The 26,807-nt window shown below is 36.8% G+C and carries 26 protein-coding genes, 5 tRNA genes and 1 pseudogene; 6 read left to right on the top strand and 26 right to left on the bottom strand.

Annotation, left to right across the window (positions count from 1 at the left end):
* The 14 genes and pseudogenes from ACJMML_RS00255 to ACJMML_RS00190 all read right to left on the bottom strand — a co-directional run.
* Positions 1 to 105 (bottom strand): annotated as a pseudogene (locus ACJMML_RS00255) (30S ribosomal protein S7); the annotation flags it as partial.
* Between the two features lie 13 nt (positions 106 to 118).
* Positions 119 to 544: a 30S ribosomal protein S12 gene (locus ACJMML_RS00250; protein WP_149730666.1), complete on the bottom strand. Its 426-nt coding sequence runs from the start codon at positions 542 to 544 to the stop codon at positions 119 to 121.
* A 326-nt stretch (positions 545 to 870) separates the two neighbouring features.
* Positions 871 to 1,302, bottom strand: a complete 432-nt coding sequence (locus ACJMML_RS00245) for a NusA-like transcription termination signal-binding factor (RefSeq protein WP_296783184.1) — start codon at positions 1,300 to 1,302, stop codon at positions 871 to 873.
* 6 nt (positions 1,303 to 1,308) lie between these two features.
* The gene (locus tag ACJMML_RS00240; protein ID WP_292606450.1) at positions 1,309 to 1,608 is read right to left on the bottom strand and encodes a 50S ribosomal protein L30e; all 300 of its coding nucleotides are present in this window, start codon (positions 1,606 to 1,608) and stop codon (positions 1,309 to 1,311) included.
* 8 nt (positions 1,609 to 1,616) lie between these two features.
* Positions 1,617 to 2,807: a DNA-directed RNA polymerase subunit A'' gene (gene rpoA2 / locus ACJMML_RS00235; RefSeq protein ID WP_405305436.1), complete on the bottom strand. Its 1,191-nt coding sequence runs from the start codon at positions 2,805 to 2,807 to the stop codon at positions 1,617 to 1,619.
* Between the two features lie 8 nt (positions 2,808 to 2,815).
* Positions 2,816 to 5,614, bottom strand: a complete 2,799-nt coding sequence (locus tag ACJMML_RS00230; protein WP_405305435.1) for a DNA-directed RNA polymerase subunit A' — start codon at positions 5,612 to 5,614, stop codon at positions 2,816 to 2,818.
* Between the two features lie 24 nt (positions 5,615 to 5,638).
* On the bottom strand, positions 5,639 to 8,143 hold the full coding sequence (gene rpoB / locus ACJMML_RS00225; protein WP_405305434.1) for a DNA-directed RNA polymerase subunit B: 2,505 nt from the start codon (positions 8,141 to 8,143) through the stop codon (positions 5,639 to 5,641).
* Positions 8,144 to 8,152: 9 nt separating this feature from the next.
* Positions 8,153 to 9,697 carry a DNA-directed RNA polymerase subunit B'' gene (locus tag ACJMML_RS00220; protein WP_405305433.1) on the bottom strand — a complete coding sequence of 515 codons (1,545 nt, stop codon included), beginning with the start codon at positions 9,695 to 9,697 and terminating at the stop codon, positions 8,153 to 8,155.
* A gap of 231 nt (positions 9,698 to 9,928) precedes the next feature.
* Complete coding sequence (locus tag ACJMML_RS00215) at positions 9,929 to 10,162, bottom strand: DNA-directed RNA polymerase subunit H (RefSeq protein WP_405305432.1); 234 nt, start codon at positions 10,160 to 10,162, stop codon at positions 9,929 to 9,931.
* Between the two features lie 43 nt (positions 10,163 to 10,205).
* A tRNA-Lys gene (locus ACJMML_RS00210) sits at positions 10,206 to 10,279 on the bottom strand.
* Between the two features lie 31 nt (positions 10,280 to 10,310).
* Positions 10,311 to 10,382: transfer RNA gene (locus tag ACJMML_RS00205), tRNA-Asp, on the bottom strand.
* Between the two features lie 114 nt (positions 10,383 to 10,496).
* Positions 10,497 to 10,570: transfer RNA gene (locus ACJMML_RS00200), tRNA-Tyr, on the bottom strand.
* Between the two features lie 6 nt (positions 10,571 to 10,576).
* Positions 10,577 to 10,651, bottom strand: a tRNA-Pro gene (locus ACJMML_RS00195).
* A gap of 115 nt (positions 10,652 to 10,766) precedes the next feature.
* Positions 10,767 to 10,840, bottom strand: a tRNA-Thr gene (locus ACJMML_RS00190).
* 116 nt (positions 10,841 to 10,956) lie between these two features.
* Between ACJMML_RS00190 and thiM the strand changes: the two genes are divergently transcribed.
* Complete coding sequence (gene thiM / locus ACJMML_RS00185) at positions 10,957 to 11,823, top strand: hydroxyethylthiazole kinase (protein WP_405305431.1); 867 nt, start codon at positions 10,957 to 10,959, stop codon at positions 11,821 to 11,823.
* Complete coding sequence (gene thiE, locus ACJMML_RS00180; RefSeq protein ID WP_405305430.1) at positions 11,820 to 12,440, top strand: thiamine phosphate synthase; 621 nt, start codon at positions 11,820 to 11,822, stop codon at positions 12,438 to 12,440. The genes thiM and thiE overlap by 4 nt, the downstream gene beginning before the upstream one ends.
* On the opposite strand, the gene ACJMML_RS00175 is transcribed toward thiE, so the two are convergent.
* Genes ACJMML_RS00175 through ACJMML_RS00160 form a run of 4 tightly spaced genes read right to left on the bottom strand, consistent with a single transcriptional unit; the run spans position 12,437 to position 16,127 of the window.
* Positions 12,437 to 13,654 carry a phosphoglycerate kinase gene (locus ACJMML_RS00175; protein ID WP_405305429.1) on the bottom strand — a complete coding sequence of 406 codons (1,218 nt, stop codon included), beginning with the start codon at positions 13,652 to 13,654 and terminating at the stop codon, positions 12,437 to 12,439. The genes thiE and ACJMML_RS00175 overlap by 4 nt on opposite strands.
* 9 nt (positions 13,655 to 13,663) lie before the next feature.
* On the bottom strand, positions 13,664 to 14,332 hold the full coding sequence (gene tpiA / locus ACJMML_RS00170) for a triose-phosphate isomerase (RefSeq protein ID WP_405305428.1): 669 nt from the start codon (positions 14,330 to 14,332) through the stop codon (positions 13,664 to 13,666).
* A 45-nt stretch (positions 14,333 to 14,377) separates the two neighbouring features.
* Positions 14,378 to 15,256, bottom strand: coding sequence for a DNA-methyltransferase (locus tag ACJMML_RS00165; RefSeq protein WP_405305427.1), 879 nt, complete (start codon positions 15,254 to 15,256; stop codon positions 14,378 to 14,380).
* 1 nt (position 15,257) lies between these two features.
* Positions 15,258 to 16,127, bottom strand: a complete 870-nt coding sequence (locus ACJMML_RS00160) for a hypothetical protein (RefSeq protein ID WP_405305426.1) — start codon at positions 16,125 to 16,127, stop codon at positions 15,258 to 15,260.
* A 131-nt stretch (positions 16,128 to 16,258) separates the two neighbouring features.
* Here ACJMML_RS00160 and twy1 point away from each other — a divergent pair, with 131 nt between their 5' ends.
* On the top strand, positions 16,259 to 17,176 hold the full coding sequence (gene twy1 / locus ACJMML_RS00155; RefSeq protein WP_405305425.1) for a 4-demethylwyosine synthase TYW1: 918 nt from the start codon (positions 16,259 to 16,261) through the stop codon (positions 17,174 to 17,176).
* A gap of 59 nt (positions 17,177 to 17,235) precedes the next feature.
* On the opposite strand, the gene sucC is transcribed toward twy1, so the two are convergent.
* From sucC to ACJMML_RS00130, 5 genes are read right to left on the bottom strand one after another with little or no spacing between them, the layout of a single operon-like run.
* On the bottom strand, positions 17,236 to 18,354 hold the full coding sequence (sucC, locus tag ACJMML_RS00150; protein ID WP_405305424.1) for an ADP-forming succinate--CoA ligase subunit beta: 1,119 nt from the start codon (positions 18,352 to 18,354) through the stop codon (positions 17,236 to 17,238).
* Positions 18,355 to 18,362: 8 nt separating this feature from the next.
* Entirely contained in the window at positions 18,363 to 18,911 is a 549-nt protein-coding gene (locus ACJMML_RS00145) for a 2-oxoacid:ferredoxin oxidoreductase subunit gamma (protein ID WP_405305423.1), read from the bottom strand.
* Positions 18,912 to 18,920: 9 nt separating this feature from the next.
* On the bottom strand, positions 18,921 to 19,781 hold the full coding sequence (locus ACJMML_RS00140; protein WP_405305422.1) for a 2-oxoacid:ferredoxin oxidoreductase subunit beta: 861 nt from the start codon (positions 19,779 to 19,781) through the stop codon (positions 18,921 to 18,923).
* 1 nt (position 19,782) lies between these two features.
* Entirely contained in the window at positions 19,783 to 20,910 is a 1,128-nt protein-coding gene (locus ACJMML_RS00135) for a 2-oxoacid:acceptor oxidoreductase subunit alpha (RefSeq protein ID WP_405305421.1), read from the bottom strand.
* Between the two features lie 9 nt (positions 20,911 to 20,919).
* Positions 20,920 to 21,180: a ferredoxin family protein gene (locus tag ACJMML_RS00130; protein WP_405305438.1), complete on the bottom strand. Its 261-nt coding sequence runs from the start codon at positions 21,178 to 21,180 to the stop codon at positions 20,920 to 20,922.
* Positions 21,181 to 21,314: 134 nt separating this feature from the next.
* On the opposite strand from ACJMML_RS00130, the gene ACJMML_RS00125 reads away from it, so the two are divergent.
* Positions 21,315 to 21,806 (top strand): fumarate hydratase C-terminal domain-containing protein, encoded by a 492-nt coding sequence (locus ACJMML_RS00125; protein WP_405305420.1) that lies wholly within the window; start codon positions 21,315 to 21,317, stop codon positions 21,804 to 21,806.
* 8 nt (positions 21,807 to 21,814) lie between these two features.
* On the opposite strand, the gene ACJMML_RS00120 is transcribed toward ACJMML_RS00125, so the two are convergent.
* Positions 21,815 to 22,549 (bottom strand): peptidylprolyl isomerase, encoded by a 735-nt coding sequence (locus tag ACJMML_RS00120; RefSeq protein WP_405305419.1) that lies wholly within the window; start codon positions 22,547 to 22,549, stop codon positions 21,815 to 21,817.
* 410 nt (positions 22,550 to 22,959) lie between these two features.
* Here ACJMML_RS00120 and ACJMML_RS00115 point away from each other — a divergent pair, with 410 nt between their 5' ends.
* Both ACJMML_RS00115 and ACJMML_RS00110 read left to right on the top strand, forming a co-directional pair.
* Positions 22,960 to 24,261 carry a hypothetical protein gene (locus ACJMML_RS00115; protein ID WP_405305418.1) on the top strand — a complete coding sequence of 434 codons (1,302 nt, stop codon included), beginning with the start codon at positions 22,960 to 22,962 and terminating at the stop codon, positions 24,259 to 24,261.
* A gap of 62 nt (positions 24,262 to 24,323) precedes the next feature.
* Complete coding sequence (locus ACJMML_RS00110) at positions 24,324 to 25,313, top strand: hypothetical protein (protein ID WP_405305417.1); 990 nt, start codon at positions 24,324 to 24,326, stop codon at positions 25,311 to 25,313.
* A gap of 207 nt (positions 25,314 to 25,520) precedes the next feature.
* Here the strand turns inward: ACJMML_RS00110 and ACJMML_RS00105 are convergent, their stop codons facing one another.
* Both ACJMML_RS00105 and ACJMML_RS00100 read right to left on the bottom strand, forming a co-directional pair.
* Positions 25,521 to 25,976, bottom strand: coding sequence for a tetratricopeptide repeat protein (locus ACJMML_RS00105; protein ID WP_405305437.1), 456 nt, complete (start codon positions 25,974 to 25,976; stop codon positions 25,521 to 25,523).
* Positions 25,977 to 26,069: 93 nt separating this feature from the next.
* Positions 26,070 to 26,621 (bottom strand): tetratricopeptide repeat protein, encoded by a 552-nt coding sequence (locus ACJMML_RS00100; protein WP_405305416.1) that lies wholly within the window; start codon positions 26,619 to 26,621, stop codon positions 26,070 to 26,072.
* Positions 26,622 to 26,807: the final 186 nt, after the last annotated feature.

The raw sequence follows: 26,807 nt of genomic DNA, 5'->3' as shown, positions 1-26,807 counted from the left end.
AGAAGTATGTGGAACTAAAGTTTCATCTAAGCAGATATATTTTACTAAACCTAAGTCCTCAACTTTTACTTCATCGAGATCCCATTTGTCAAATAATTTACTCATAAATATAACCACCTTATCTTACAGGTTTTTCTATTTTTCCACTTACCATTTCTGATAAAGCTACGTTATTAACTTTGGAAACTTTCCAACGGACTCCAGGAATATCACCCATGGATCTTCCGGATGGTCCCCCGATTCCTTCAATCATTACTTCATCGTGTTCATCGATAAATCCGATAGCTCCGTCACCTGGTGCGAAAGCAGTCAATTGTTTACCGTTTTTGATTAATTGAACACGAACACATTTACGAATAGCAGAGTTAGGTTGTTTTGCTTCTATCCCTACTTTCTCAATTACGATTCCTCTTGCTTGAGGAGCTCCTTCCAAAGGATCTGCTTTAACGTCTAACCTTAAAGCTCTCCTTTTGTAATCTACGTCTTTCCACTTAAAATTTTGTCTATTTCTTTTAAGTTTTTTTGCAGCAAAAAGTCCTGGCATATTTTTTTCCTCGAATTTTTTGTTAAAAAGCATATCTATGAATCCACCGCTGCGATTTATACTATAGTCCATAGTACAATCTAAATTCAAAGATATAAATCAGTATAATTAATAGTTTAGATAATTTACATCATCTAAAAGAAGATATCGTGAATTAAAGTTCAAAACATAGACAAAAAGCACACATAGTCATGTTTATAAGAAGTGCAGATATCTTATGATAATTTATATACTTACCCCTTTATAAATGTATGTATTTATTATATAATAAAAATAAAAAAAAGTATTTTTTAAAAAAAAATAAATTAAATAAAATAGCCCGAGAGCTATTTTAAAATAATGTTATCAATATTATGTTGTCTATCAGCTAATAATTTAGCCCTTTCAATATTGATTCCGTTTTTACCGATAGCAATACGTTTGTTGGTATTGTCTGCTGTAACAATAGCTATTTTCTCGCCTGATTGCTTTTGAGAAATCTTAACAGATTGTAACTTAGCAGGAGATAAACAATTTTTAATAAATTGTATTGGATCATCATCCAATTCTACAATTTCAATACCCTTATCAACTGCCCTTTGAACTTTAGATACGGAACTTCCGCCCTTACCGATTGCAAGTCCCATGTCACCATTCTTTACAACAAATGTGACTTTTCCATGTTCATCATCGATAATGCAATCTTTTACCATTGCTCCAGTCATATTTTCGAAAAGAGCTATGAATCTAATTTCATTTGCACTGAATTTAATAGACACTTAAATCTACCTCAAATCGTCTAATATTGTAGAATCTCCTGGATCGTTTACGATTAATGTAGCAACAGTAAAAGGTTTACCACAAACAGAACCCAAATCTACACTAGTTCCATCGTATACTAAGGATGGAATTTCGGAAAGATTTGCATAATATTCAACATCTTCAAGAATTTCTTTAGGAGCGTTACTTGCAACAACTACAAGTTGACCTTTTCCTAATTTTAAAGATTGAATTGATTTTTCAGAGCCTAATGTCACATCACCAGTGTCAACAGCAACCCTGATTCCTCTATCTACGTCCATCATCTAGCCTCCTATTCATTTTTATAATCCATTTTGACACCGACAGATCCGGTACCAAGAGGTATTGGTTGTCCAATAATAATATTTTCGATGATACCTGTTAAATCATCAACTTCACCGCGAATACTTGCATGAAGCAGATGTTTACCGGTTTCTTCAAAAGCTGCACGAGCTAATACACTTGATTTTTCACCACTGATACCATGTCTTCCGATTGATTTCACGATACCTTCGGAGGTCATGATATCCGCAACAAGCATGATGTGCCTTACGTCTACACTAAGACCTTGCTCGGATAAAGTATTTTGAGCCTCGTTAATGATAGATTGACGAGCTGCTTCAATACCTAAAACTTCACCGATTTCATGAATGTTGTTGGTAGTGGTTCTTACATGGTCGATACCGTCCATATCAAGAATCTCTTTAAGGTTTGATCCTTCTGTATGGATAATCCATTCCTTATCATCCTTACGGATAATAACTTTACCGATACCTTTTATACCACTGATTTGCAAGTCACGAACTTTATCCGCCAAAAGACGAAGTTCACGAATTTCAAATTTTGAATCAGATTTATCAGATTTAGAAGAATGGATAATAATCCTATCACCATCAATATCAGCTTTCTTGAAAGCTTTTTCAATAACTGCATTAATTTCTTCTCTATCTAATCTTTTCTCTTCGATTTTTTTAGAATCTAAAACTGCTTCAACTTCCATAGTTCCATAATTTAAATTGAAGTCGGAAATAATATCATTCACAGTACTTTTACCAATCTGATTAGCTAAAGTTCTAACAAATTCTTCATCATTACGTCTTTCTTCATCAAAATAAATGTCCATAGTTGGAGTAGCAATTTCTTTTCTTGCATCAACGATTTCAATGAGTCTTGGAAGACCCAATGTTACGTTTAACTCAGTTACCCCTGCATAGTGAAAAGTACGCATAGTCATCTGAGTACCAGGTTCACCAACAGATTGTGCAGCTACTGTTCCAACAGCCTCGCCAGCTTCAACGTGAGCTCGGTCATAGGCCTGTTTGAGCTTTCTGATAAGTTGAGCTAATTCGTCATCAGTTAAATCATTATTAACATAAGCCTTAGATAAATCTTCGATATAACTTTCTGGAAAATCGATATCGAGATTTTCTTCGTCATTTAGTTGAGTAATAGTTTCAATTACCTTTGCTTCAATATCATCCATAGTTACACCTACTTACCTTCCTGAATTAACTCTTCCATTCTTATCTCGTCAATGAGTTTGTTTAAGTCAGCCGGTTTACCGAAGTCAGATTTTGCAGGATCAACACCATCTTCTCCAAACATGGTTTGGATAACATTGCCCTGGTTATCAGTGACAAGTCCTGATTGTTTTACCTGTAAATCTTGCAATGCATTTACGAGTCTTCTTTGCATGTAACCGGATTGAGCGGTACGAATCGCTGTATCTACAAGACCTTCTCTTCCTCCCATTGCGTGGAAGAAGAACTCAATTGGGTCAAGACCTGACTTGTAACTTGAGTGTACAAATCCTTTAGCTTTTGCCCCTAACTCACCTTTCTTGAAGTGAGGTAATGTTCTGTTGAGGTATCCCCTTTCGATACGTCCACCCCTAACCGCTTGTTGTCCTACACAAGCAGTAATCTGAGTAAGGTTCAGCATGGATGCCCTTGCACCTGTACGTGCCATTACTACAGAGTGGTTTTCAACTGCCATCACGTGGTCGTATGGGTCGTCATCTGACTGTTTACCCATAGTCAAGTAGTTTTCAGCAATGCTACCGGACATGTCCCTAGCTTCCCCGAGAACCTGCATGATCTTCATCTCTAAAGTCTCTTCAAGGCTTCTACCAGGCAAAGCTTGGAGATATCCTTCTTCATAAGATTCGACAAGCTTATCTACTTCAGCCATCTTTTTCTCCAAGTGCTCGTTAATACGGTCTTGAGCTTCTTCAGGAATTTCCTCATCGTTTAATGATGTAGTGATACCTGTTTTCATGATTCCACAGATTGCAAGGTCAGTTGACCTGTCTAAGAATTCTTTTGCTCTTCCAGGACCATATTCCTTAACGATTTTATCCAGGATTTTACCTGAGAATGAACCGTATGCGGATTCGTCGATTACACCTTGCACAAGAATACCGTTTTTGATTACAACGGTTTCATCCTCTACAGGGTATACGACAGGACATTTGGAAATTTCAGCCTTATATGATAAGTTTAAGTCGTTTGGTAATAATAATGAGAACAGCTCTTTACCTGTCCACATAGCGCCCTTATCCTTATAGATATATGAATCCTCAATGTTATGTGGAACTTCAATGTCAGGTTTTAAGTCATGATTTGTTTTTAAAACCCATTGTCCACCTTTGAATTCAGGCAATGCCAAGTGGGATTTTCTGATAATCTGTAAAGCTTGTTCTTCTGTGAATTCGACACCGTCACGGGTCAGGAGATATGCTCCACTAATGTGGTCGTGGATAGCACCGATAATAGGTCCTCCGAACCTTGGAGATAAGATGTGTTCCTGTACACGCATCAATGATTTTGCTTCCGCTCTGGATTCATCGGTTTGGAATACGTGCATGTTCATTTCGTCTCCGTCAAAGTCAGCGTTGTATGGAGGGCAGACACAAAGATTTAATCTGAATGTCTTGTAAGGCAATACCCTTACTTCGTGTGCCATCATACTCATTCTGTGCAAGGATGGCTGACGGTTGAATAAAACCATGTCCCCATCTTTGAGGTGTCTTTCAATAATGAAACCTGGTTCCAATTGCTCCAGGATTAACTCGATGGTTTCTTCATTACGTACTCTGATCTTTCTTCCGTCGTTTCTGATTACATAGTTTGCACCAGGGTGAACGTCAGGACCATTTTTAATGTATTTCTTCATTTCTTCAATGTTCCATTCGTTGACATATACAGGTACGGTTACTTCTTTTGCAATCATTTCAGGAACACCGACCTCATTGATACTGATGTTAGGGTCAGGTGAGATAACAGTACGTGCTGAGAAGTTTACACGTTTACCGGATAGGTTGGATCTGAAACGTCCTTCCTTACCTTTCAACCTTTGAGTTAAAGTTTTAAGAGGTCTTCCGGACCTGTGTCTTGCAGGTGGAACACCACTTGCTTCATTGTCAAAGTAGGTTGTAACGTGATATTGTAATAATTCCCATAAGTCTTCAACGATTAATTGTGGAGCACCAGCTTCCATGTTTTCAAGTAATCTTTGATTAATACGTAAAATATCAACTAATTTGTGAGTCAAGTCGTCTTCTGAACGTTCACCAGTATCGAGAGTAATTGAAGGTCTTACAGTTACTGGAGGAACAGGCAATACGGTCAATACTAACCATTCTGGCCTTGCGACTTTAGGGTTTACACCTAAAACAAATGAATCTTCATCAGTGATTTTTTCAAGTCTTTCACGAACTTCAGAAGCGGTTAACTTATAATCTCCTTGGCGGATAGTTACAGGTTTATCCAAAAGAATTGCTTCTTGAGGTTCACCACAATGAGGACAGCAGTATTTCATGTCAATTTCCTCATCAGGGTCTTCCGGCATTTGTTTTAATTCCCTTTTAGAAACTCTATAAACTTCTTTTAAGATAGCATTTAAACTTTCACGATTGTCCATAGCTTCATTGATTTTTTCAGTGAAGTATTCAATCTGGTCATCATTCAAAAGAACACGACCACATTCGTTACAGGTTGAACGTAAAATTTTATGAATGACATCACCAAAACCAATGTGAATAACTGGCCTTGCAAGTTCAATACTACCGAAATGTCCTTGACAGTCCCCACCTCTGAAACCACAAGTCCTACATACTAAACTTGGATCAATAACACCTAAACGAGGATCCATCAAACCTTTTTCAATAGGGAAACCATCATCCTCATAGGTATCTGGAGTTTCAACAGTGACAACAGACATAGAACGAATATCTTCAGGAGACATTAGCCCAAAGTTGATTTGTTCAATTTTTTTTATAAATCCTTTCATGTATTGGCTCCTTTATAACTGTAATTATGCTTTGTCTCCTAAAACTAATTTAGGGAAAATACATAAACTCTTAAGTTCGTCTAATAATAATTTAAATGCGTATGAAATTTCGACCGGATATGTCTCTACATCTCCACAGATTGGACAGTATTTCTTATTTTTGTTTTTGTCGAATACTGCTAACATACCACAGTTTTCACAAACAATTGCTTCATATTTGTCAGATTCGTCAAGAAGTCTTTCTTTTAAAGTCAATGCTGCACCGTGTGCAATAAGACAATCTCTTTCCATTTCTCCGAATCTTAAACCACCTTCACGTGCCCTACCTTCAGTAGGTTGACGTGTAAGCACTTGCACAGGACCTCTTGAACGGGCATAAACCTTATCAGTGGTCATGTGGTGTAATTTTTGATAATATGCAACACCTACAAATATTTCAGCATCCAATCTTTCACCGGTTACACCATTGTATAATGATTCGCATCCTGCGGATTCAAAACCATTGTCAATCAATTGCTGTTTGATTTCATCTTCAAGGGTTTGGTTGAATGGAGTTGCATCTACACGTTCTCCTTCAAGACAACCTGCTTTACCAGCAACCATTTCCAATACCTGTCCGATGGACATCCTGGATGGAATCGCGTGAGGGTTAACTATTAAATCAGGCACAACACCGAATTCTGTGAAAGGCACATCTTCAGGGGATAATATTAAACCGACAACCCCTTTCTGACCGTGTCTTGATGCGAATTTGTCCCCGAATTCAGGTTGTCTGGTATCCCTTACTCTGATTTTAGCCAATCTTGAACCTTCAACTGTTTCGGATAATAATACTGCATCAACAATACCTTTTTCACCGTGCCTTACAGTTACGGAAGTTTCTCTTCTTCTGTCTGCAACAGTACCGAAGTCCTCTTCCAGAAATCTTGGCGGTGAAGTTTTACCGATCAGTACATCACCTGATTCAACATATGATTCAGGGTTGACGACACCGTCTTCATCAAGGTTTCTGTAAGCTTCTTCTGACCTGTATCCCTTGATGTTTTTGTCAGGAACTTCAAATTTATCTACCTGACCACCGGCATATCTCTTTTCTGAAGTGTCATATGCCCTGAAGAATGAGGACCTTGCAAGACCCCTTTCAAGGGAACCTTTGTTAATTACCATTGCGTCCTCCATGTTATATCCTTCGTAAGACATTAACGCAACAACAAAGTTCTGACCGGATGGCCTTAAATCATAATTGGTTGAATCGATAATACGTGTTTTAACAATAGGAGTTTGAGGATGATGCAATAGGTGTGCCCTGGTATCGGTACGTAATGCATAGTTGGAGACATATAATCCTAAAGCCTGTTTTGTCATACCCGCTTCCATGGTGTTCCTTGGAGAGGAGTTGTGGTCTGAAAATGGAATGATTCCTGCACAGATACCTAACATGGTAGCAGGGTCGATTTCAAGGTGAGTGTGTTCATCGTTCAGTTCAGCCAAACTCATTGCGATGTATGAATTTTCCTCTTCTTCAGCATCCAAATATTCAACAAGACCCTTATTAATCAAATCGTCCCATTTTAATTTTCCATTTGCAACTTTATTCAAATGTTCTTCTCTTAATAATGGAACTCCATCTTTGACAATGATTAATGGTCTTCTTGCTCTTCCAGGATCATTGAAAATATAAATTTCCTCATTATCTTCATAATAGGTAATGTTCATTTCATAAGAGATTTCACCATTTCTTCTTTTTTCCCTCATTTCCTGAGTGAATTCTGCAGGATTTTCACAGTATCCTAAAAGTTCACCATTAATGTAAATTTTGGTTTTATTTGCAGTGATAATCTCCTTAGTTAAAATGACTTCGAAAACATTGTCTTTTGAAACAGTGAATTTTCCATGGAAATCATTAAAGCCGTCTGCTTTAACAACAACGGAATAATCTCCTTCAACAACATCTTTGATGATGCATTTACCGCTGCCATCAGTTACTCCTGAAAATCTTGTTTCGGCAACTAAAGAAATTGCAGCAGATTCAATAGCCTCATTTTCCCTGTCAACAACATTAACAGTGACATCTGCAAAAGCAACAGGTTCAATTGGGCCTTCATCCACATCTTCAGGTTCGATTTCACCTTCATTTTCTGCTTCCTGAGGTTCATCTTCAACATCGACAGACTCGATTTCACCTTCATCTTCAACAACAGGTTCATCGGCAGCTTCGATTTCACTGGATTCTACATTGCCTTCAAAGATTCCTTCAGGGAAATCTGCAGCATAGGATTCCCAAGATTGTCTAGGTTCATCTTTAGCAAATTCAGCAGAAAAATCAGAATCTTCCCTTTTTTCAGAGGTGTTGAAAAATTCTTCAATTTCAGATTCATATTCTTTTACTTTGGTCAATACAGATTCATCAGCAGCATTTTCTAATAAAATATCCATGTTTTTTCTAACTTGTTCATAAGAAACTACTTCTTCGAATCCAAAATAATAATAAGCTCTTTTTAATTTTGCATTAATTTTTTTAGCCAACATCTCACCTCCCTAAATCAAATCAACATCCATAGTTTTAATAACATCAATAATCTCTTGTTCATCAGAACCTTCTGAAATATTACACATTAAAGCCAAGTTCTTTACCAAACCACAGTTAGGTCCTTCCGGAGTTTCGTTAGGACAAATCTTACCGAATTGTGTTGGATGCAAATCTCTTGCTTCAAAGTGAGGTTGGCTTCTGGTCAATGGAGATACAACACGTCTTAAGTGAGAAAGGGTTCCCATGTAACTTGTCCTATCTAATAATTGGCTAACCCCTGCTCTTCCACCAACCCAGTTTCCGGTAGCAATAGCATGCTTAATGTTTTCTGTTAAAACATCACTACGAACAGCCTGCTTGATGGAAAGCTCTTTACCACGGGAAAGGCTTCTTTCAAGTTGGTAACTCATGTCTCTTGTTAAGTTAGTAAAAGCGACTCTGAATAAGTCTTCCATTAAGTCACCAGAAACTCTGAGTCTTTTGTTAGTATAGTGGTCCTTATCGTGAGGTTCTCTTTTCTGTTCAATGACCTCTAATAACATTTCAGTCATTTCAGCCAAATAGATAGCCTTATCATAACATCTTTCTTCTTCAGTTCCCATATGAGGTAATAAATAACGATTTACAACATCTTTTGCACGTTTTAAACGATAATCTTTAGGCATGTTCTTAGCAACCCTGTTACCTATGTATTTGATAGCTGCTAATTGTAAATAATCTCTTCTTTCTTCGTAAGACATGCCGTCCATTTCTCTTTGGTCTAATTTTAAGGATTCATCAGACACTTGCAAATCATCAGCAATCATCATTTGGAAATTATTATCGTCTGAAATAGCAGTAATAATTTCTTCATCAGTAGCTAAACCAAGAGCCCTTAATAAGATTACTAATGGAATTTCACCAGGAAGGTAAGGGAAAGAAATTCTTAAAAATACGCCATTTTTACGTGGTTTTTTATATTCTAAAGTAATTCTGGCTCTGAAACCACTTTTGATAGAAGTAACGACAGCTTTTGCATGTCTATCTTCAGGTTCATCAAGACGTTCAAGAATAATTTTATTCGGAGCGATTTCTTCCATTGTCACAACAGCTCTTTCAGAACCGTTTACAATAAAGTATCCTCCTAAATCTTGAGGGTCTTCATGTTTTTCCATTAATTCTTCAGGACTGAGCCCATTGAGATGGCAAATGTCAGATTTAAGCATAACAGGCAATTCGCCAATGTATACTTCTTCTAATTCATTTTCTTCTCCGTCTTCATTTAATGCCATTTCAAGGTACATGTCTGCAGAATAATTCAAGTTTCTAAGTCTTGCTTCGGTTGGATCAATTTCACTACGAGAACCGTCAGCCTCTTTATTAGATGGTTTTTCAATACGTACTTTACCAGTTTTTAAAGTGTATTTACCATCATCTAAAGTGATAGGTTCTGTAATATCAATGATATTCTGAATTCTATTATTCACAAAATCATTGTAGGACTTGATATGGTGATCCACCAAATCATATTTGTCAAAAAATGCATCAACTAATTTCCAATTATTCTCTGTCATGGATATCCTCCAACATTACGTACGCAATAAAAATAATTAACTAAATAAAAATAACACTTGATTAGGATAAACCTAATTTAATTCATTTAATCATTATTCTTAATTTACTCCTAACTATCTCCTTTAAGATAATTCCTCTCAAACTAAGTTCAAATTTATTATAATGAATTTCTAAAAAACAAAAAAATACAGAAATTATACTATATTAAATTTCACACTCTAAAATTATATTTAATCTTCAACAATTCTGTAGGTTACAAATACACCTGCAGTTTGACTTTCTCTAGTAATCCTTAAAACATTGCCCGGTTCAGCACCTATGGCTTTTACAACAGGATCATTAGATTTTATTTTAGGAAGATCTTTAAAATCATAATCCACATCACTAAATTCATCAGAAATCTCGTCTTCAGTCATGATTTCATGCTTTGGTACTAGCATATGGTCTTGAATATCAATTTTCAAATTTTTTCCTCCAAATAAAAAAGTTAAAATATAAAATTAGAAACAGGCCTGACGGGAATTGAACCCGCGGCCGCCTGGTTAAAAGCCAGGCGCTCTGCCAGACTGAGCTACAGGCCTATACGAACTATTATACTACCTAAGATATGAGCGCCCTGGCCGGGATTTGAACCCGAGTCGCGGGCTCGACAGGCCCACATGATAGCCCCTACACCACCAGGGCATATCCTTAAATAGTACACTATCAATTAATATAATTTTCATCATATATAAATGTTACGGAAAAAACACTATTTTTCACAAAATTCATATATGATTCCAAATAATAAATTGAAAATCCCGCCTGCCGGACTTGAACCAGCAACATTTGGATCTACAGTCCAACGCTCTGCCAAATTGAGCTAAGGCGGGAAAAGATGGGTCCGCCCGGATTTGAACCGGAGTCTCAGGCTCCCAAAGCCCAAAGGATCGACCAAGCTACCCTACGGACCCACATACAAATGTATGTAGATGACATACTAATAATAATATTTAATTTTCAAGTATATAAATATTACGATTATGGTTATAATAATCTAAAATTGTTATATAAAAATATGATATTAAAAGCCCCGGACGGGAATTGAACCCGCGACCACGAGATTACAAGTCTCGCGCTCTACCAGACTGAGCCACCGAGGCAATATAATAAAATCATATAACACTATAATTTATACAAAAAGTCATTTAAATACTTTACTATAAATCACATTATTTTCATTAAAATTTAAATAATAAAAAATTTATAATAAATAATCATGATAAATACTGAAAAAGAATTACTCGATAGAATTGAGATGAATCTTAAAAGCATTAAAGAAAAAAATGCTTTAACACACTGCATTACAAATTCCGTTACAATCAATGATTGTGCAAATGCAGTACTTGCCATTGGAGGGTCCCCCTTTATGGCAGAAGATGCTGAAGAGCTTGAAGAAGTAGTAACAATAGCTGATGTATTAGTAATTAACATCGGCAAGTTAAGTAAAGATCAAATTGAATCAATGAGAATAAGCTCACAGACTGCAAACAAAACCAACACTCCTATCATTTTAGACCCAGTTGGTGTTGGAGTGACTGAACTAAGAAACAGAACCACAATGGATTTAATAGAAAATTATGATATTGCGGCAATTAGAGGAAACATCAGTGAAATAAAGGCAATAGCTAAACTGGCAGGAGTTTTGGATGAAAGCAACACTGCAAAAGGCGTTGATGTTAACCTTGATGACATAATTACTGAAGAAAATCTAAAATCAAATGGAGATTTAATCTGTGAACTTGCAAACAAATTAGATACCGTTATTTTAGCAAGCGGTCCTCTCGATATTTTAAGTGATGGCGAAACAACCGTTGTCATTGACAACGGGGACGACATGATGCCATTGATAACCGGCAGCGGATGCATGTTATCATCAATCGTTGGAAGCTGCATTGGCGGGTCCAATGCGTTTGAAGGAAGCCTTGTTGCAATATTGGCGATGAATATTGCTGGTGAAAAGGCAAGGGCAAAGGTGGATGCAAATGATGAAGGTACCGGGTCATTTAGAGCATACTTAATAGATTATCTCTATAAAACCGACAGTGAAACATTAATTAACGAAGCAAACATAAGGATACTATGAAAAACTTAGATTTATCACTCTACCTTGTCACTGACAAAAGTGACGATGTAGAAAAATTCTTAAAAACAATTGAAGAAGCGATTAAAGGCGGAGTCAGCGTAGTACAGATAAGAGAAAAGACCGCAGACACACTTGACTTTTATAATTTGGCACTGAAAGTAAAAGAGATTACTGAAAAATATGGTGTGCCATTAATAATTAACGACAGAGTTGATGTTGCTCTTGCAATTGATGCTGATGGAGTCCATGTTGGCCAATCAGATATGCCTTGTGACGTTACAAGAGAATTGGTCGGCCCCAATAAGATTGTAGGCGTTTCAGCGGCCACTATCGAAGAGGCAAAAAAGGCTGAAAGTGATGGCGCCGATTATATTGGAACTGGTGCAGTATTTCCAACTGCAACAAAAGACGACGCTCCAAAAATTACAAAAAAAGATTTGAAAGAAATTGTGGAATCAATTAATATTCCAGTTGTAGCCATTGGAGGAATTACCTTAAGCAATGCGCATGAGCTAAACGATACTGGAATCGCAGGATTGTCTGTAGTGAGTGCCATAATGAGCTCAGAAAATCCAAAAAAATCATCAGAAGAGCTATTAAAAATATTTAATAGCTAATCTTTACTATTTTTTAAAGCTTCAACTGCAGCTAATTCTTTACCGGCAAGCATGCTAATACATGCCCCACCACCACTACTCAAATGGCTCATATATTCTTCCAAGCCAAGACCTGCTGTAGCGGCTGCAATGTGTCCACCACCAATTAGTGTGAAACCGTCTGAAGTAGCCATGGCATTAATCAAGTCTTCAGTTCCCATTGCAAATTGAGGGTCTTCGAATACTCCTGCAGGACCATTGGCAAATATATATTTGGCGTTTCTTATTTCTTTAGCATAAAATGCAATGGTTTTTTCACCAATGTCAAATATAGATTCGTTTGGAATTTCACTGCTGTCAATATCAACCCTATTTCCATCAATTTGGCATGCCACATCAATAGGATATTTTACCTTGTCTCCAAAGCGTTCAATTAGTTCTTTTGAACGGTCAACCATGCTCTCATATCCTTTAGCGATGATGAACTTCTTGTTGACTTCACCTATATCTGCACCGGATGCCCACAAAACAATATTTCCAACAATACCTGTTGTTAAAACTGAATCTGCAGTTCCGTTGCTTAAAACATTTTCCATAACGTCAATGGAATCTTCAGGCTTCATTCCACCAAGTAAAAAGACACAAGGATGTTCCACATTATCAAGCGCATCCTGAATCACAGTCAATTCCTTTTCCATTACCCTTCCGGCTGCGGAAGGAGTATTTACAGTGAACCCTACCAAGGATGGCTGAGACCTGTGGGCAGCTGCAAATGCGTCATTTACAAAATAGTCAATCAATGGAGTCAATTGAGTTACGAGATGAGTTTTTGACTGCTCCAAAGGAGATCTTGAAAGGGTTTCCTCAGAATAAAATCTTGCATTTTCAAGCAAAAGAATTTCATGAGGCCTTAAAGCTTTGATTGCATCCTTTGCAGAATTAGAAAATAATGAATCAATATATTTTACCCTCAAATTCAAAATATCAGACAATGCCTCAGCATGTTGAGCCAAGGTTGAAAAATCCTTTTTACCAGGACGTGACTGATGGGCAAGAAGAACAACTTTAGCACCCTTATTGAATAGTTCCTTAACTGTTTGGGCATGAAGCTTTAATCTTGTATCGTCCAAAATAATTCCTGAACTCGGATCTACAGGAGAGTTAATGTCAATTCTCACAAGAACTGTTTTGTCTTCCACATCAAAATCATCAATTGTATTAAATTCCTTAGCCATTTTCTCACTCTATAATTTACTTACCAAATCAAGCAAAGCATCTTTTGGACTTTCAGCTTTGATAATTCCTGATGCAAGCAATACTCCGTCTGCACCTAAATCCATAGCCGCCTTCATATCGTCTCCGGTAGTGATGCCTGCGCCACATAATACCTTAACTTTTTTATTGATTGCCTTTACTTCGCGAACTGTATCCTCAACAACTTCAGGCTGAGCCTGAGATACTGGAATTCCTGTACCGATAAGTTCTGGAGGTTCAACTGCAACTGCGTCCGGAGCGAGTGTTGCAACAGCCTTAGAAGTTTCAATATTATTAGTGCATACGCATGATTCGATTTCATTGGCTTTGCACAGCTTGACCACTTCATCAATGTCTGCCAATTTCATCCTTTGCTCTGAATGGTTAATTAAAGATCCGCTGATTCCCGCATCAATCATGGTATTGATTAGGTTAGAGCCTGTATGCCCTCCAGGGGAGATTGCATCGATGTGTTGAGCAAAAATAGGCAGTGAAGTTTCTTCACTAATTCTATAAATGTCTGCCGCCTGAGGAGCAGCAACCATAGTAATTCCAGATTCACTGGCAGCACTTTCAAGGTCATGTGCAAGTTCTAAAGCCTTCAAACCACTTGATTCCAAATAAGTTTTATAATTCAATATTACGATTGGAGTGTCCATATCTATCCCACAATAACTTTATAATTAAATATTTAATTTACATCTTTAAATAAATTTTTGATTAGAAATTCTCCTTTTTGCCAAGTCGATATATTCCTGTTTAATGTCATAGCATATGTAGTTTCTATTGTTTTGCAGGGCTGCAATTGCAGTTGTTCCGCTGCCGCAAAATGGGTCCAATATGACATCCCCTTCATAGCTGTACAGATTTATCAGCCTATGTGGCAGTTCAACCGGAAACGGTGCTGGATGACCGATTTTTTTAGCGTTCACTGCAGGAAATGTCCAAACGCTTCTTGTCCATTCGATAAAATCATCATGAGTTATGGTGTCCCTTTTGACCTGTTGCTTATCCTTTGAGTAGGAATCCTTTGAAAATACCAGTATGTATTCATGATAATCCCTTAAAACAGGATTTGATGCAGACATCCAACTTCCCCATGCACAGGACCCTCCGCCACTGGCTGACTTGTCCCATATAATTTCTCCACGCATCAGAAACCCCAAATCCAACATTATTTCAATTATCATTGCATGCAATGGAATATATGGTTTCCTTCCGATGTTTGCAACATTGATGCATGCCCTTCCACCTGTGACCAGCTTTTTGTGGACTTCACCGAAAACCTTGGTCAGAAGCGAGAGATACTCATCCAATGTCAAATCGTCATCATATTCCTTTCCGACATTATATGGCGGAGAGGTTATCATCAAATGAATGCTGTTGTCCGGTATTTCATCCATTATCTCACTGGACTTGCAGTAAAATTTATTCAGACTGCTTTCGGAAATTGGATTTTCCAAATACTCAATATTTTTTGGCAGCTTAAAATCCTCAAACAGCTTTGAACTGTAAAATTTATTTGAGTTGTGGGACTCCCTCACCACCGAACCGAATGATTTAGTTTGTGTTTTTCTTGACAATCTAAGACCTCTTTAGGAGATTTAAAAATTTCAATCCCTTTTCCTGATAACTTTTTTCTCTGTTGGCAATTTCAATCAACTGCCCCAACTTTTTCGGATCTTCCATTCCTGAGAAAAAATTTAATTCCTGTTTAAATAATTGGTTCAAAGTAATATTTAATTCATCAACATTATCCATCCTGACAAATCCGTTTTTATGGCTTCTCTTTCTGGTGTTTCCATGATTTAGAGGAAATGGATTCAGTGACCAGAACCCCTGAATGATTCCTGAATTTTTCAGATAATCCGCCTTTTTGCAAAATCCATTGGACAGCGGAGCATTTCCCAAAACAATCAAAGGGATTTTGGATGCCTTAACGTTTGAAACCCTTATGTCTATGCATTTTCCGATGGCCTTCAAAATCGAATCCGAACGTGTGAAGCTTGGACGGCCCTGATGAGTCCTGTAGTCTCCTATTTCCTTGACATTGCCCGTGTCCTCATCGTACTGCCAGTTCCACACAAGCGACATCTTCACTTCAAATATCAGTTTTACATCATCGGGCATCAGGACTTTTTTATTTGCCCTTGAAATGACTATGTCTGCAGGAGACCTGTGAGTTATTCCGATTGAGGGGATTTGTGCCTGCTGGATGACAAACAGGTCCTCATCTTGCAGCAGGTGATTGAGCAAATCACAGACCCATTTTTCGGTGTAGTTTCCTATCAATGAATTTCTTGCCTGCAGTGTCGATTTGGTTCCTGAATACCCTTTAGGCCAATATGACACATAGCGTCCGTCATCGGTTCTGTAAAACAGCTGCTCATATGTCGCAAAATTTTTTGATTTATCGAAAAATAATTTTTCCTGACTTTTATTCCATAATCTCATAATAATTAATATTAAACTTAAACATATAAATAGATTTAATGAGATAAAGTAAATTTTGTTCAGTTAAAACAATATTGATTTTGACTTGTAAAAATGTATATACTACAAAAGCCAAAAATAGATTTGATTTTATGTCATTTACTAAAAGCCAAATCGAAAAATTAGAGAAAAGCGGATACAGGTTTGTTGGACAACATGGCCATGCAGCAGTCAAGACATGCCACTGGACCAGACAAAGCATTTCCGATAAGGGAGTATGCTATAAGGAAAAATTCTATGGAATCCAATCCCACAGATGCCTTCAGATGTCTCCTGCCGTTCCAAATTGCCAACAGGAATGTGAATTCTGCTGGAGAGACTTAACATATACCCAAACCACATGGGAAGACGAGGAATATGACGACCCGAAAGTGATTGTTGATGAAGCAATCAAAGCCCAAAATAACTTATTATGCGGTTTTTATGGAAATGACAAGGCAAACAAGAAAAAACTTGAAGAGATGAAAAATCCGAATAATGCTGCAATATCCCTTGCAGGAGAGCCTACACTTTACCCTAAAATCGATGAACTGATTGGGGAATTCAATCGCAGGGATTTCACAACATTTGTAGTGAGCAACGGCCAATGCGTTGAAAGGTTAAGAAACCTTGAAAACGATCCATATCAACTATACCTTTCTTTGGATGCACCTTCTCAGAAAATATTTAATGATGTCTGCAGACCAAGAATAAATGATGCATGGAACAATTTAAACGAATCACTTGAAACCCTATCCAGTTTTGACTCACGCACATGCATACGGAATACATGCGTTCGCGGAAAAAATATGGAAGACCCTGAAGGTTATGCAAAATTGATAAAAAAAGCGGACCCTGACTTTGTGGAAGTCAAAGCATACATGTATGTTGGCTCATCACGTAAAAGATTAACTCTGGACAACATGCCAAAATTTGATGAAATAAAAGATTTTGCCTCTAAAATCGGTGATGCCTGTGGCAAAGAGATAGTAAATGAATCTGAAGTTAGTCGAGTGGTACTGCTCGAATGAACTTCCAGACACATCTAAACCCTTTTTTTAGTGTTATTTGAGTTTGAACTATAGCAAAATTATTTGCCTTCAGCTTTTAGTTCTTCACAAATTTGAACTGCTTTTTTAGCTGCCTTTTCCATTGATGTTTCATATGGAATTCCAGCTTCTTCTAAAATCCTTTGACCTTCTTCCTCATTGGTTCCGGTCAATCTGATAACTATATTGACCTTGCGGTCAGCATTTTCCAAAGCTTTGATTACACCACGTGCAACATCATCGGCCTTGGTAATACCTCCAAGAACATTCAGGAAGACTACTTTAACAGGGTCATAGTTTAAAACAATGCTTAAAGCCTGATTGATTATATGCTCTGAGGCTCCACCACCAATATCAAGGAATGTTGCCGGTTCTCCACCATTGAGCTTAATCATGTCCATTGCGGTCAATGTTAAACCTGCACCGTTACCGATTACAGCAATATCACCATCCAATTGGACAAAGTCGACTGCCTTTTTCTTATAGTTCATTCTGTCAACCAGGTCCTGATGCCTGTAGAGTGAATCATTCTCAACAACCAGTTTTGCGTCAGCGGCAATCAAACCGTCCGGAGTTAAAACCAATGGGTTGATTTCAGCGGTGTCAGCATCATACTTCTCGAATACCTTATATAATTTCCAGATGATGCTTCCTACAGGAGAAATCAATTCGGATGAAACTCCCATCTTACGGGCGATTTCACGGGCTTCATAAGGTAAAAATTCAAGCAAAGGATTTGGATAATATTTAATAATCTTTTCAGGGTTTGTTTTTGCCAGGTTTTCGATTTCAACCCCACCTTCTTTACTAGCAAGGATTACTGGCCTTCTTGCACCCCTGTCAACAGAAACTGTGACAAAGAATTCATTTAAGATTTCAGCTTTTTCTTCAATCAACAAATGATTTACCTTTTCGCCTTTAATTTCCATTTTTAAAATTTCATCAGCAACTTTTAGGGCTTCTCCAGGATTTTTTGCAAATTTTACACCACCTGCTTTACCTCTGCCCCCGGTTAAAACCTGCGCTTTGACAACTACAGGAAATCCCATTTCAGAGGCTACTGACATAGCTTCTTCAGGATAATTTGCAACATGTCCCTCCAGGATTGGGATTCCTTCTTTACTAAAAATTTGTTTTGCTACACTTTCAAAAAATCTCATTATAACACCTATTCAGCTAAAGCATAACCTGCTTCGAAAGCAGCGATATTCTTTTCTTCAGTTCCTTTAGGAACACTGGCCTCAATGGCCTTGATTGCTGCCTCTTTGGATATGACTTTAGTAATTTTTGTAATAGCTCCAACCATAACGATATTTGCCACAATCTTAAGTCCGATTTCATCGGTGGCTGTCTTAGTAGCGGGAGCTTCATAAACCTCAATATTATGTTCATCAATAAAATCTCTTACATCTTCAACATCAGTTGTGCCAGGATCAACAATTAAAGTTCCATTGTCCTTTAAATCCACAATATATTTGATTAAAGCCTCATTTGACATTGCCACTAAAATATCCGGATTTTGAACTTTTGGATAGTCGACTTCAGTGTCACTGATAACAACTTCACATTTGGAAGCTCCACCACGAGCTTCAGGACCATAAGATTGGGTTTGAACAGCTTCTTTTTCATCAAAAAGACTTGCAGATTTACCTAAGATAATGCCTGCAAGAATTATTCCTTGACCTCCAAATCCACAAATTCTAATTTCAGTTCTCATATTATCCACCTATAATTCTGTTGAATATGCAGAGTTGATAAGAGTTTTCTTACCAGATTTTTCCACACTAATCCTTTCAAGGTTTTCTGTAAATTCATCTCTTTGAGTGTTGGCAAATTCACCAACGACAATCTTACCTTCTAATTCTTTTGCACTCATTCTATCAGCGGCAGATTTGAATACGGTATTCGCTTTCATCACTGCAGCCATTGCAGTAGGAGTTTTAAGCTTGTTTTTACGGCCAAAGTATGTTGGACATTGTGTCGCAACTTCGATAAATGAAAATCCTTTGTTCTTCAATCCTGCCTTAATGGACAAAACAAGATTTTCCATCTGAACGGTTGTCCATCTTGCAGAATAGCTTGCACCTGCTGCTGCAACGAGTTCGGCCAATTTGAATGGAGAATCCAAATTACCGTAAGGAGCAGTTGTTCCGAAACTGCCTTTTGGTGAAGTAGGACTGATTTGACCACCAGTCATACCGTAAATGTTATTATTGATACAGATTACAGTCAGATTAATATTTCTTCTGGCTGCATGAATCAAATGATTACCTCCGATAGAAGCGGCATCCCCGTCACCGGTAAATACTACAACATCCAAATCCTTGTTGGCAGTTTTCAAACCGGTTGCAAAACTCAATGCCCTTCCGTGAGTGGTGTGAAGTGAATCGCATTTCAGATAACCTGGAATTCTTGAAGAACATCCGATTCCTGAAACCATTGCGATATTGTCGAAATCCATATCTGCCTTTTCCATAGCGGCCAGGAATGCATTGATGATTGCACCATTTCCACATCCAGGACAGAAGATATGAGGCAATCTGTCTTCTCTTAAATATGGGAGAAATCTATTCTTATTTTCTGACATTTTAGTTTCCTCCTATCTTATTGATTTCATCTAAAATTTCATCAGGAGTAGGCAATAATCCTCCAATCACTCCCATCAAATGAACATTAGTATCCTTAAGGACACGGTCTACTTCATGATACATCTGACCTAAATTCATTTCTACAACAAGCACATCACTTGCGTTTTTAGTAATTTCCTTCAATTGTTCATCAGGGAATGGCCATGGAGTATCTAATTTGACATAACCTACCTTTTGATTATTTGCTCTTGCCCTATTTACCGCTTCAACGGCAGACCTTACAGGTGCACCGTATGAAACTATTATGATATCTGCATCTTCACAGCTTTCAGATCTTACAGAGCAAATCTTATCCTTATTATTTAAAACTTTATCACAGATTCTTTTAACTAAATTATGATGAGTTTCAGGAGTGTTGGTGTCCGGATAACCCCTTTCATCGTGGGTAAGACCGGTTACATGAATGTTAAATCCGTCACCGAATGCCGGCATTGGAGTTGTGCCATTTTCAATATTTTCAAACGGCAGATAATCATCGCTTTTTTCCGGCCTTTTTCTTGCAACTATTTCAATATCCTCATCGACAACTATCTTTTCCCTCATGTGTCCAATGACTTCATCAGCCATGACAAACACTGGGCATCTGTATTCTTCAGACAAATTAAATGCCTTGATTGTAAAATCAAAAAATTCCTGAACGCTTGATGGAGACAATGCAATCGGTTCGTAGTCTCCGTGAGATCCCCAACGGGCCTGCATCATATCTGATTGTGAAGCCATAGTCGGTTGAGCGGTTGAAGGAGAACCTCTTTGAACATCAACAACAACTATTGGAGTCTCTGTCATGAATGCATAACCAATATTTTCCTGCATCAATGAAATACCCGGACCTGAAGTAGCGGTCATTGATTTTGTTCCTCCCCAGGAACCTCCAATAATGGCTCCAGCAGATGCAATTTCATCTTCCATTTGAACGAAAGAGCCTCCAACTTTTGGCAATTCTCTTGCTAAAGTTTCTGCAACTTCTGTAGATGGAGTAATAGGATAACCTGCAAAGAATCTGCAACCTGCAGCTATTGCTCCCTTAGCACATGCTTCATTTCCTTGAATAAAAAATTCTTCAGCCATTTTATACACCTACTTTCCATGCCTTGTGAATAATGGATTGAAATTAACATCTTCATTCATCCACCAGTTTTCAGGCAAGTCAACTGTAATTGCCTGATCTGGACATGCAACTTCACAAGTACCGCATTTGGTACATCTTTCTTCGAACTTTACAAAGGGTAATTGAACTCCTTTCTTATTTACATCAGGAGATATTGCATATACATTCTTATAACACATGAATAAGCAAAGATGACATCCTTTACACAAATTTTCATCAATAATAATCAATTTAAAATCTCCTATCATATTTATGAAAAATAAATATAGAATGTATTATATCTATGTTAATAAACATTTAAATATCTTATGAAAAATCGTGATAAATTAGAAAATTTATTAAAAATTAAAATAAAATAATTATTATGACAGATTTGACCACCCCAATTACCGACGATGATATTGCCAATCTCAAGGTTGGTGAACAGATTAGCATTTCCGGAACCATATACACAGGCCGTGATGCGGCACTGCCCCAGCTTGTTGAACTGATTGAAAAGGATGAGGTTCCCTTTGATTTGGAAGGCTCTGTGATAATGCACACCGCCTTCAGCGATGCGGGAATTGCTCCGACAACCAGCAGCAAGGTTGAAATAGAATCAACAATCGGCCCGTTAAGTGCAGCAGGTGTCAAGATTCATATAGGAAAGGGAATGCTGAGCGATGAGACCGCTGAGGCCCTGGATAAAAACAAGTCCATTTTTGTAATAACACCACCTGTTGCAGCATTGCTTACAAATAAGGTTTTGGAAAAAAAGTGCGTTTTATTTGAAAATGAAGGCATGGAAGCCATGTATGAATTAAAAGTAGAAAATATTCCTGGAATTGTAGCAATCCAGGATAAAAAAAGAATTTAAGAGAAGACTTATTCTTCGTCTTCTTCATCTTCAGCTTCTTCTTTTTTCTCGAAAGCATCTACGAAATTGACTTTGGTAATTTCTTCGATGTTGTCCCATATGTCTTTTGCAATTCTGAATCTTGCAAAGGTAATGTCCATGTAGGATTGTTGGTCGAATTTGGACATTTCATCCAATTTGATGTTTGCAACACCATCTTCAATGTCGATTTCGGTTTTGTCGATGTCAACGTTAGGGTTGGAGTAGTGTAACTCGATCATACTTTTGATTTTTTCTTCTTCATCTTCAATGATTTCGGTTACTTCTACATCATAAACTAAGTCTCTTCCTGCTAATTCATGGTTGAAGTCAACTCTTACTCTTCCACCGTTGACGGTTAAGATTTTACCGGTTGCACCTTCGGATTGGATTTTCATTCCTGGGAAAGGAGTCATGTTTTGTTTTTTGAACTCTCTCATAGGAACTAATTGAATTAATGAAGGGTCTCTAGGACCGAAAGCGTTTTCGGAATCAACTTCAATAGTTTTTTTGTCGCCTTCTTCTAATCCAATTATTGCTTCTTCAATTGCAGGCAATAAGTGGTTTCCTCCTACAACAATAGGGATTGCTTTGTAGGTTTTGTTTTCATCGAAAATACCTGCTTCTTGTGCAACTTCATCATAAGTAGTATCAAATACGTCTTCAGTTTCTTTAATTTTACCAGTAAAGTTTACTCTTACAAAATCTCCGTTATCTACAGCCATAGTAATTACGCTCCTTAATAATTTTGATTGAATAATTTGTTAATAAATATAACATTAGTATTAGTGGAAATATCAACAACTTTCTCTTCACACTAATTATACAATAAATAATTATGTACTTTTTACTTTATAAATTATACTGTTGGAAGTGTTGAAATATTCAAAAATTCAAATCTTTAATTCATAATAAAATTAAACTTATCGAAAAAATAACCTCCTCATATGCATGGACACAATAATATTCCACAATTTTTACTCCTTTTACTGTATCCTCTATTAATTTTTAAACCACCATATGCTGCAAGAATTAAAAGTCCAATTACTCACAAAAATTTATTATATAGTTTATATAAATAATATAATAAAAAATATAATAAATGAATGTTTACATTAAATGTTAGGATGATGATATGGGACTTACAGACTATATTAAAACCAGATTACTGAACAATAGGGTGGAGCAGTACAACACCAAGCGCAGCTATTGGGGTGAGAATGAAAGACAACCTAGAACCGATGGAATCAATACTGGCCTTGACTTGCCGGATGCGCTGCCACCAGTGATTAATAAAACAATAGCTAATGCCCGTTATGCCGTTAAACTTGACGGCTATACTTCAGGTATTCTGAAAAACAGAATCGATAAGGCCAATGTCAATATTGTGCTTGTGGACAAGGAAAACAGGCTCTCCAAGGAGCAGAAACTCACTTTAATCCTTTGGGCCAGAAAAATCGACATCCGCCAGGTTGCTAAAGAGATTTTGCAGGGCGGAATGGTTGACGGTGAAGGACTAATCAAGCCTGTCGAGAGATGGGACAAAAGCATAGGAAAATACATCAAGCCTATATTTCTTGAAATCGGTGCCCATGGCTACGGATTGAAAAAGGAATTCAATGACGACAATGAGGTGCAGCTGTATCTTCATGAAATGCCGAAGGATGTTGTAAACGGAACGCCGGAAGATTTTAACAACTATGTCAGCGTTGAAGAGGGAACATTAACGGTCAAATACGAACCGGAACAGGTAATCAACTTCATGTACAATGAAATATACTGCGAAGCCCAGAGCATTATCCTGAATTGCCTTGATGACATTTATCACAAATGTAATCTTGAAAGAAACCAGGTTGAGAGAATCAACAAGGACAATATCATTGAAGTCAAGCCTTCACTTGATGCAAACGGCCGGCCGTACATTATGGAGCTCTCTTCAACTGCAAAGGAAAACCTGTATGCAGATTACGGAACTACTGCAGACAGCAATGTGGCTATTGTGCCTCCGGGAATTGAAAGTAAAATTCTGGGAGGTAACAACTACCAGTCAGACTACACAAGACAGACCGAGATTTTTAGAAACAATATCCTGAGGACATTTGTAACTCCACAGTCTCAGGCAGGTAATGAAAGATCCAATCAGAACGTTGCAGAATACATCAACGATTCGGCCATTACCGGGTTTATCGTTAATGTGGCCAATGACCAGAAATGGGTCTTGAAATACTGCAATCAGCTATTGAATATGCAGCTGGAACTTATGGGCATTGATGAAACATTGAATATCTATTTCAGCTATTCAAGAGATGATGTGCTAAGATACATTATGGAACTTACTGCTGAAGGTGATGAAATTTATAAAAACTATCTCACCAACTTTGAAGAGGAGCAGCCAGTGGGTGAGAGAATTGTCAGTGACAGTGGTGTCGAAATATAATAAATATTTATATAAAATAAGTAATAAAATATATAATAAACAATATAATAAAATGTGATAACATGAAACATGAACTTTTTGAAGTAGGATTATACGACTATTCTGATTTAGACAATCGTCTTACAAAACCTGTCAAATGGACAGAAGACGATCTAAAGCAGATAGCAGAAAACAATAGAGGCGGAATCCCCCTGACCTCAGAACATGACAAGGTCTACATAGGCATTGGAAACAACATCGTTTTTGAAGAGGATGAAGGGAAGCTGTTCATTGAAGTTCCTGACGAACTGGACATGAAAGGAAAAGGCCTGTCACCTAAAGTGGATGTTTTACTTAAAGATAATGGAGATACATTTGGAATTGATACTATGAGCTTAATAGATGTTGGCGTAACCAAAAGCCCAAGAAAAATAACTTTGCTGAATTCAGAAATAACCGGCGAGACTGGAGAGACTGGAGAGACTGGAGAAACCGGTGAAACTGGAAATCCTGAACCTGCACCACAGCCGCCTACTAGTGAAAATCAGGATGTTAATGTTGCAACCAATTTACTCCTGGAAAAATTGCAGGGGAAGGATGCTGAAATCGGAAAACTGCAGGATGAAATCAATAGCTTAAAAGAGGAATCTGAAAAATATGAAGAGATTAAAAAAGCTATTGAAGAGAATAAGGAATTCATAGACAATAAGGAAGACATCCTAAATGAACTGTCTGAACTTAGAAAACATGAAAACGAAAGGAAGATTAAAGAGTACGAAGCCAAGTACAACTTTAACTACAATGAGAACCAGCAGGACAAGGAGATAATCGATAAATTATTGTCCGGTGATGTTGATATGGAACTTATGGAAAAACTGGCTGAAAGAAGAATCAAAATCGAAGCCAGCAATGACGGTTCAACACCTGGAGGAAGAAATCCCCAAAACTCCGGAGACATAATCGAAACCGGATCAACCGGCAGTACCGGAGATGACGACAAGCCTTCATTTACAACTCGTGAAGAATACAATAAAATCCTAAAGGACATGGGATTCAACAGAACAAGAATCTAGCTATGATGGTGTTTTTTGCTTTTTCCACCGGAGCTAGAATTGTTCATTGAATTGCTCGTTGTTTAGTTCAGGGGAAGTGTTGATGTGTTCGCTTCCCCTCATGTTCATAACTTAACCCAACGGAACCGACCGGCAAGGGTCGGTTCTTCACTTAAAAATTTGATTATTTAAATTATGGATTTCATAATTTAGTATTCATCTAATTCTCTAGTTATTTAATTTTTCAGATGCCAACTTTTTATACTCCTCAACCCAATTCCATTCGTTATTTATATTTAATATTTCATCAGAAAAAATGAATACATCTTCCCAATTACCCATATTAAACAATAAAATTAATTTATTTTTCAATAATGTTATATTTTTTGGACAGGAAATTAATGCATGATTATATGCATTTAATGATTCTTCTAGTCGATTTGCATGAAATAAAAATGTAGCATAATTATCCCAAACATGGCAATTTGTTGAATCTAATTTTAATGCAAATTCACAGTATTTTAATGAATTATCAATGTTTCCAAGATTAAAATAAGAAATCGATTTATTGACAATAGCTGGGACACTATTTGGGTCAATGGACAAACATTTATCAAAACATTTGAGTGCACTGTCATATTTCCCGATTAAATTATAAACCGCCCCTTTGTAATTCCAAGTTATTGGATCGAGACCATTTAATTTTAATGATTTACTAAAAGCATCTAATGATTCAGGATATAAGTTTAATTCTTTTAAAACAATACCTTTATCTCTTCAAGAAGTAGGATTTTTAGAATGTTTCTTGATACTTTCATTAAAACAAAATAGAGCACAATCTAACATATTAACTTCTAAAAAGAATTCTCCAAGTAGTAATAATAGGTAATAATTAGCATGATTATTTTTAACTATATCACACAATTTGGCGAAATCACATTCCTCTTTTGTTTCCCATAAAACCTTAGTTTTATAAAATTTTGCCCATAAATTATCGGAGTCATCAATCAAAATTTCATCAAAGCATTTAATAGCTTCATCATATTCCTTTTTTAAATAAAAAATATTGCCTTTTTGAATTAATAGTTCATAATAATTATAATCTTCATTATCCAAAAGTAAATTAATCTTATTTAGTAAAGTATCTAATGAGTTAAGTTCATTATGAATAGTGATTAAATTAAATAAAATAGAAAATGAACGATAATTTTCATCTAATAAATAATTAAATAACCTCAAAGATTCTTCAAATTTTCCATTCTGTAGATAATTATATGCTTTGATATATGTTTTTTTATTTTTTAAACCAGTATTTTTTAAAAAATTCATCAAAAAGTTCTCCTTAATTATGTAAATTATCATTAATTATTTTTGTAAAAGTTTCTGTTTGAATATTTTTAGTGAAAACATTCTATTCAAACGTAATTTCCTAAGTATTATTTTTGATAATTGAATTTTATGATTTATATTAAAATAATCGACACCATCAGTATTGCAATAATTATTAATGAAATA

It is taken from the genome of Methanobrevibacter sp. (genome assembly GCF_045130115.1).
Classification (GTDB): Archaea; Methanobacteriota; Methanobacteria; order Methanobacteriales; family Methanobacteriaceae; genus Methanocatella.
Note: the sequence above shows the minus strand (reverse complement) of the source record. Positions and strands in the feature narration are given on the sequence as shown.

Excerpts from the sequence above, each read along its gene's own strand:
- ACJMML_RS00240 (WP_292606450.1), bottom strand. The coding sequence starts at position 1,608 with ATGATGGACGTAGATAGAGGAATCAGGGTTGCTGTTGACACTGGTGAT.
- tpiA (WP_405305428.1), bottom strand. The coding sequence starts at position 14,332 with ATGGACACTCCAATCGTAATATTGAATTATAAAACTTATTTGGAATCA.
- ACJMML_RS00115 (WP_405305418.1), top strand. The coding sequence starts at position 22,960 with ATGGGACTTACAGACTATATTAAAACCAGATTACTGAACAATAGGGTG.
- ACJMML_RS00120 (WP_405305419.1), bottom strand. The coding sequence starts at position 22,549 with ATGGCTGTAGATAACGGAGATTTTGTAAGAGTAAACTTTACTGGTAAA.
- rpoB (WP_405305434.1), bottom strand. The coding sequence starts at position 8,143 with ATGTTGGCTAAAAAAATTAATGCAAAATTAAAAAGAGCTTATTATTAT.
- ACJMML_RS00140 (WP_405305422.1), bottom strand. The coding sequence starts at position 19,781 with ATGTCAGAAAATAAGAATAGATTTCTCCCATATTTAAGAGAAGACAGA.
- sucC (WP_405305424.1), bottom strand. The coding sequence starts at position 18,354 with ATGAGATTTTTTGAAAGTGTAGCAAAACAAATTTTTAGTAAAGAAGGA.
- ACJMML_RS00230 (WP_405305435.1), bottom strand. The coding sequence starts at position 5,614 with ATGAAAGGATTTATAAAAAAAATTGAACAAATCAACTTTGGGCTAATG.
- ACJMML_RS00100 (WP_405305416.1), bottom strand. The coding sequence starts at position 26,621 with ATGAATTTTTTAAAAAATACTGGTTTAAAAAATAAAAAAACATATATC.
- twy1 (WP_405305425.1), top strand. The coding sequence starts at position 16,259 with ATGTCATTTACTAAAAGCCAAATCGAAAAATTAGAGAAAAGCGGATAC.
- ACJMML_RS00145 (WP_405305423.1), bottom strand. The coding sequence starts at position 18,911 with ATGAGAACTGAAATTAGAATTTGTGGATTTGGAGGTCAAGGAATAATT.
- thiE (WP_405305430.1), top strand. The coding sequence starts at position 11,820 with ATGAAAAACTTAGATTTATCACTCTACCTTGTCACTGACAAAAGTGAC.
- thiM (WP_405305431.1), top strand. The coding sequence starts at position 10,957 with ATGATAAATACTGAAAAAGAATTACTCGATAGAATTGAGATGAATCTT.
- ACJMML_RS00220 (WP_405305433.1), bottom strand. The coding sequence starts at position 9,697 with ATGACAGAGAATAATTGGAAATTAGTTGATGCATTTTTTGACAAATAT.
- ACJMML_RS00250 (WP_149730666.1), bottom strand. The coding sequence starts at position 544 with ATGCCAGGACTTTTTGCTGCAAAAAAACTTAAAAGAAATAGACAAAAT.
- ACJMML_RS00135 (WP_405305421.1), bottom strand. The coding sequence starts at position 20,910 with ATGGCTGAAGAATTTTTTATTCAAGGAAATGAAGCATGTGCTAAGGGA.
- rpoA2 (WP_405305436.1), bottom strand. The coding sequence starts at position 2,807 with ATGGATGATATTGAAGCAAAGGTAATTGAAACTATTACTCAACTAAAT.
- ACJMML_RS00175 (WP_405305429.1), bottom strand. The coding sequence starts at position 13,654 with ATGGCTAAGGAATTTAATACAATTGATGATTTTGATGTGGAAGACAAA.
- ACJMML_RS00125 (WP_405305420.1), top strand. The coding sequence starts at position 21,315 with ATGACAGATTTGACCACCCCAATTACCGACGATGATATTGCCAATCTC.
- ACJMML_RS00160 (WP_405305426.1), bottom strand. The coding sequence starts at position 16,127 with ATGAGATTATGGAATAAAAGTCAGGAAAAATTATTTTTCGATAAATCA.
- ACJMML_RS00110 (WP_405305417.1), top strand. The coding sequence starts at position 24,324 with ATGAAACATGAACTTTTTGAAGTAGGATTATACGACTATTCTGATTTA.